Origin of the sequence: Legionella gratiana (assembly GCF_001467695.1) — a bacterium.
GTDB classification, from domain to species: Bacteria; Pseudomonadota; Gammaproteobacteria; order Legionellales; family Legionellaceae; genus Legionella; species Legionella gratiana.
In genome coordinates, this window is the sequence record NZ_LNYE01000015.1 from 1 (window position 1) to 5,461 (window position 5,461).

Below are 5,461 nucleotides of genomic sequence, written 5' to 3' on the forward strand. Positions count from 1 at the left end.
TGCGAATTTGATGGTTTTAGAGAATCTTTTTTTCAACAAATTAAATTGTGAAGTTAGTTAAGAGCGTTGACGAAGCAGAACGATTACTATGCTTTTGCTGTAACCTATTTTGTTTATTGGCTGCTTATGGGTGGCATTGTGATTTTCTATTTTAAGCAGGAAAATAAAAACTATAAATTAGCTCCTCTCTCAGAGACAAGAGCGTCGTGATTTTTTTGTGACGAATGATTATTGTACAGTAAATAGGTAATGCATCCAGGTATGTTTACAAACATCATGGCAAGACGGAAAATAAAGTAGATCGTGGCAAATGGTGCTACAGTTCCCGATAAATCAGTGCATACTTTTGCAAAAGTCACTTCACCAACGCCAATTCCTCCGGGAGTAACCGGAATTGCTGAGGACAGATTAGCATAAATGCCGGCAATTAAGCTGATTAATGCTCCTGGATTAAAACTAAACAATGAAGCAAACTCCATAATTCCAAGAGCAACAATACTGCTTGCTAAAATAGAAAGAACTACGGAATATAAAAGTGTTAACCACTTTTTTTGATAGAGTAATAGAGCAGGAATTAAGGAGTGAAAAAAGACTTTTATTCGAGTGGGGAATGCATTATATAACTGTTTTTTATGAATGAACGACAACAAGGTAAAACCTAATATCATAAAAAAAATAGAGCAAAATATTAAAAGAAAGGTTATTTTTCCATACATATAAAGAGTAGATTCTTTAGCAAGGGTCATCGGATATAAAAGGTAGATCACTCCTGCAGCATACACAAGACCTAAAAGCGAGAATAACCGATCAACGAGTAAAGTCATAAATGCAATAGATCGTTTTGAGTTTAATGATCGATAAAGGTAAAAAACACGCACTGCATCACCTCCTGCCGCTCCAGGAAGATAGCTTGAAAAAAAACTCCCAATAAGATAGAGCTGTAAAACATCTTTCCATTGTATTTCTAGATCTACCGCATCAATTAATATTTTCCAGCGTACAGCACCCAGCAATATTCCTAAAAAAAGACAAAGACATGCGATAGAGATTATATCAATATGGTTGCGGAGCATTTGTAACAAATTAATATCGATAAGCTGATATTTAAATAACACAAATACTAAAATTCCTAATACACCGAGTTTGCCTAGAAATATCAATTTCTTGGAAATGCTATTTCTTAACAACATAGTGATTATTCCTCATTGGTGTAATTTTTTACGTATTTCTTTTCCTAAAAGAAGAAACACGAAGAGTAAAATGCCTAAGGTTAATAGAAAAGCAACGGTTAAAGTACTAGGACGATAGGACATGTTTATTATATATTTTCCAGGTGATGAGATCCAAACACCTCTGAACGTTTCATTGAAGAGCAAAATAGGAGCTAAATTTCCATTAACAGTTGCTTTCCAGTTTTTTTGCCAATTGTCTGTTAGGACTACGAGCATCGGCTTCTCTGCATATCCTTCCAGTTGTACCTCAGTATTTTTATATTGGGTAATTTTTGTCTTACTTAATGTTGCGTCACCCTTTAAAGGCAAATCGATTTTTTTACCTTCGGGTTTTTTGGGTAGGGCGATACCGAAGGCACGAGGTAAGGCATAAGGATTTTCAAATAGTACAGATGAAGCATTTTCAAATACTAAATGTAAGCCTTGTTTCGTGAATGCTTTTTGATAATTTTTAAAGTAGCTTGGTAAGATAATGTATTTTACACCTAAGAGATTTACTTCATTCCAGTCAATTTTGTTTTGTTCCGGTTTGTCTTCAAAATAAAGCAGTGAAGGAAACATGGGATCAATAGGGCTTCTCCCGCCGAAAGTAAAAATTTTATGAAAATAATGGATGTAATTTTGGATATCCCCTTCATTCATGGAAGTAATCTCATTAATTTGATAGCCTGAACCAAGCTCCGGACGAGTTCCATGTAGTACACCAAACAGGTTACCAATAGTCATAGTTCTATAGGGTCCTATATTTGCTTTTATATAACCTATTTCTGAAGGAGGATTAGTAAAGATATCATTCGATTGATAATGTAACACGTGACCTTCGGCAAGTAGTTCGCCAAACATAAGCACAACAACTACTAATGTAGCTTTCTTGCGATGCTGCATGTTTTTTGTTTGGTTTGCCTTAAATATAAGGGCACCTGTCAATGAGGCAAGAAGAATAAGTAAAATGTTTGTTACTATTTTATGGCCTAAATGAGGATGATGAAAACCATAGGTAGATAATACGACTATCCAGGCTATCCCAAAAATTCCTAGAATTACTAGTGTTGGTAGATTGCGGCTATTTCCCGATTCAAGATTGTTTACTCCTATCCCTACCAAAATCAACATAGGAAATACAAGAGCGGCCCACCAGTATTGACAGCCCAAATTTCCAATAATAGGTAGAACTGAAAAGAGAAAGGATACTCCTGGGACACCAAATATCCGACATAAGACAAGCAAAGTAAGGCCTAAGCAGGTAATGACTAAAGGAGTTTCTTCTTGTTCCCATTTTCCTATAGAACAAGACATGAGACAAAATGCGACTATTCCGAAATGAAATACTACATTGCCAATAAATGGCCATACTCCTGCTTCCATTGCTCCGTATGATTCAAAAAAATGGGAGGAGGAAAAAAGTGAAAGAATGGCATGCCAATGTGCAGGAAAGAATATTCTTTTCGAATACATTGTTAAAATACCATTACTTTGAAAGCTCTCAAAAATGGGTAAATAAAGAAAACTTAGTAAAAGAATGGCCAGTACTACTACGCCAAGATGTATACTTAGGTTTAAAGCAATTTGTGAGTTGGCGGTAAATACTCCGCGTTTTTTTAATACAAAAAGATATCCTAATAATACTCCATAAATACCGATCGTAGAGGCTATAGTTGTCGGCATAAAAGTAAAGGTAAGCAATGCAGCAAAAGAAAAAAGAACCGCTATAAATCTTAAAATACTTCGAGTTTCTAAAAATAAACATGATGCATAAATGCACATTGGGACGACAAGGTAATTTAAAGCAACATTAGAACTTGTATTGGCAAGAATATATCCATTAAGCAGATAAAAAACGCCCATTGCAACTCCTGCAAGAGGAGAAAACCGTAAACACATTTGCGCTGTGCGATAAACAAAATAGGTCCCTAAAAAATAAAAAAACAGTAGCACGGCATTATAGGCTAATGAGCTTCCGCCAAAAATTGCGGTGAGTACGGTAAACACAGAAAATTTTTGATCAACTAGAGTTTCAGGACCAAATTGGCCTGCAGCAGAGTAAGGATTCCAATAAGGTGAATTAAAGTTCCATATGCAATAGCGCATAAATTCTATCATGGGATCAGATTGATAGAGAGAACCTCCGTAGTCTGTATAACTATCCCACCAATGATGAGTATAAAAAAATTTCTTATAAAATTTAGCTATATTATCTTCTATTTGTTGAACTATAAGTGGAGAGTGAGATACAAGGTAGTCATTTGCTTTAATAAAGGGCTTTGTCAAACTACCATATCTTGAATAAACGGGTAGATGCTGTTCTGCCCCAGCAAGTTGATCCGTTATCCGTAAACTTGCTCCTTGGAATAGTACATCTGGAAAAATGACGCATATTAAAAATAATGCGACTAATAAGGCATACAAAGGAGAGCGTTTCCAATCAACCATTTAGTTTAGAACCAGTAAATTAAATTATAACGGTGCAGAAAAGCGCGAATTAAACAATAGCCAAATCCAAACCCTTCCTTAAGAAAAATAAACTTTGATACTCCATTTTGTCGCACACCTTGGGCTCCTGGGATATAAGAAACTTTACCATCCTTCATGAGAAGTGCTTTAAATGTAATTTCTGGGCTGATGCTAAAGCGGTTTTGGCTCAAGCCTACGCTAAGCATTTCTGAGCGAGGGAACATTTTGAAAGCATAGGTCGAGTCTGGGATATATTGCCCAAGGGCAATACGTACACCGAGGCGAAAAAAGAATTGAAAAAATTTATATTTAAAGGGGATTGTATGGCTGTCTTCTGATTTTATATAACGAGAACATTGAGCCAGAGCAAAACCTTTTTCCATTTCATTGTATAATTGAGGAATAAGATGTATGGGATCAACCGCATCCGCTGAAACAAAGATACAATATCGTCCAACACCGTGAGCCGCTCCATAACGAACTACAGCTCCATAACCTCGACGATGTAACGGTCTAGCCAGTACTTTTGTGGGGATTTCAGCATGTTCTTCTGCCCATTTAGAGGCTATTGCAAAAGTTTGATCATCACTTTGGTCATCAACAACAATGATTTCTGTAGTAAATGATTGATCTCCTACCGCCTCTTGAATATTGTTTAAAATGAGAACTATATTTTCAGCTTCATTAAGGCAAGGAACAACAATGGTGAGATCAATTGTTTTTTCTGACAAATTTTTATTAACCTCTTGATTAATCATGGGTTTACCCTTTATAAAAATTATTTTTATTTAAGTCCTAGAAAATTCAAGGCTATAAATAATGACTTTTATTAAATTTAATCCTTTGTGGCAACAATAATATGTTGAGTAAGAAAAATGGGCCAAATGGTTTTTCTATATAAAATAGTGCCAGTTTCTTTAATTGTGTCTATTACTTCTTTGGGCAATAAGGGACGTTCATCATGAAAAATCCAAACCCTTAATTGCTCGGCAAAGAATCGGGTTATTTTATATAAAAAAGTAGGAGTAGGGAAAGAAATAATGACACGTCCACCTTCAAAATTTTAATGATTATTGGTGATGCAGAAAAGTATGAAATAAAAAAATTAATTAATAAAAAAGAAATAATACAGTTTAATGGGACTAAGGTAATGTATTTGGAAAATTGATATTTATCTTTCGTTTGGCAATGAAAAACCATCTTTTTTGCAAGCGGATAATTAAATGCAATTGCTACGATACGACCAATAGTATGCGCGACTAAAACACTAAATCCCTGTAACGAAAAAAGTGCAAAAACTGAAAAATCCAATAAAAAGTGAAGAATGATAATAATAAGAAGCGAAACAAGACAAAATAGATTTTTAATGAGTCAATAATAGGGTTAAAATGGGAATCTTGATTATCGAAGTAAATAGTCTTGATGGGTATTTCTCTTATTTGCAGATGAAGGTGTTTGCAGTAAATCAACATACCGCTCCCCATGCACGTGATTGATGAATACTGCTCTAATGTTCCCTTTGTTCCTGTACCTCAATTTACCTCCCGGTCAAAATCATCAAGGACATTTTATAACTGGACAACTCAACAATATGAACATTGGTTTGATGTTGCTTCTAAATTAGGTAGTCATTTTGCAATATATAAAGTTCAGAAACAGTGGGCAGTAGGGGACGATTCCGCCGAACAGCAGGAGATAGCAGGCGATTTAGTTGCGCTTAAGGAATTGTTTAAAATAAGAACGAAGGCATTTAATAACCTTAAATCGGAACTTGAGAA

Annotated in this window: 4 protein-coding genes and 1 pseudogene; 1 reads left to right on the forward strand and 4 read right to left on the reverse strand. The window is 35.1% G+C overall.

Annotated features, from left to right (window positions below):
• Nucleotides 1–170: 170 nt before the first annotated feature.
• The 4 genes from Lgra_RS04785 to Lgra_RS18595 all read right to left on the reverse strand — a co-directional run bounded on the left by Lgra_RS04785 (nucleotide 171) and on the right by Lgra_RS18595 (nucleotide 4,994).
• Complete coding sequence (locus tag Lgra_RS04785; protein ID WP_058498144.1) at nucleotides 171–1,190, reverse strand: lysylphosphatidylglycerol synthase transmembrane domain-containing protein; 1,020 nt, start codon at nucleotides 1,188–1,190, stop codon at nucleotides 171–173.
• 12 nt (nucleotides 1,191–1,202) lie between these two features.
• Nucleotides 1,203–3,662 carry a glycosyltransferase family protein gene (locus tag Lgra_RS04790; protein ID WP_058498145.1) on the reverse strand — a complete coding sequence of 820 codons (2,460 nt, stop codon included), beginning with the start codon at nucleotides 3,660–3,662 and terminating at the stop codon, nucleotides 1,203–1,205.
• Nucleotides 3,663–3,667: 5 nt separating this feature from the next.
• Entirely contained in the window at nucleotides 3,668–4,441 is a 774-nt protein-coding gene (locus tag Lgra_RS04795; RefSeq protein ID WP_058498146.1) for a glycosyltransferase family 2 protein, read from the reverse strand.
• Between the two features lie 244 nt (nucleotides 4,442–4,685).
• On the reverse strand, nucleotides 4,686–4,994 hold the full coding sequence (locus tag Lgra_RS18595) for a GtrA family protein (RefSeq protein WP_162264312.1): 309 nt from the start codon (nucleotides 4,992–4,994) through the stop codon (nucleotides 4,686–4,688).
• A gap of 177 nt (nucleotides 4,995–5,171) precedes the next feature.
• On the opposite strand from Lgra_RS18595, the pseudogene Lgra_RS18235 reads away from it, so the two are divergent.
• A pseudogene (locus Lgra_RS18235) lies at nucleotides 5,172–5,461 on the forward strand (F-box protein); the annotation flags it as partial.

Excerpts from the sequence above, each read along its gene's own strand:
- Lgra_RS04790 (WP_058498145.1), bottom strand. The coding sequence starts at position 3,662 with ATGGTTGATTGGAAACGCTCTCCTTTGTATGCCTTATTAGTCGCATTA.
- Lgra_RS04795 (WP_058498146.1), bottom strand. The coding sequence starts at position 4,441 with ATGATTAATCAAGAGGTTAATAAAAATTTGTCAGAAAAAACAATTGAT.
- Lgra_RS04785 (WP_058498144.1), bottom strand. The coding sequence starts at position 1,190 with ATGTTGTTAAGAAATAGCATTTCCAAGAAATTGATATTTCTAGGCAAA.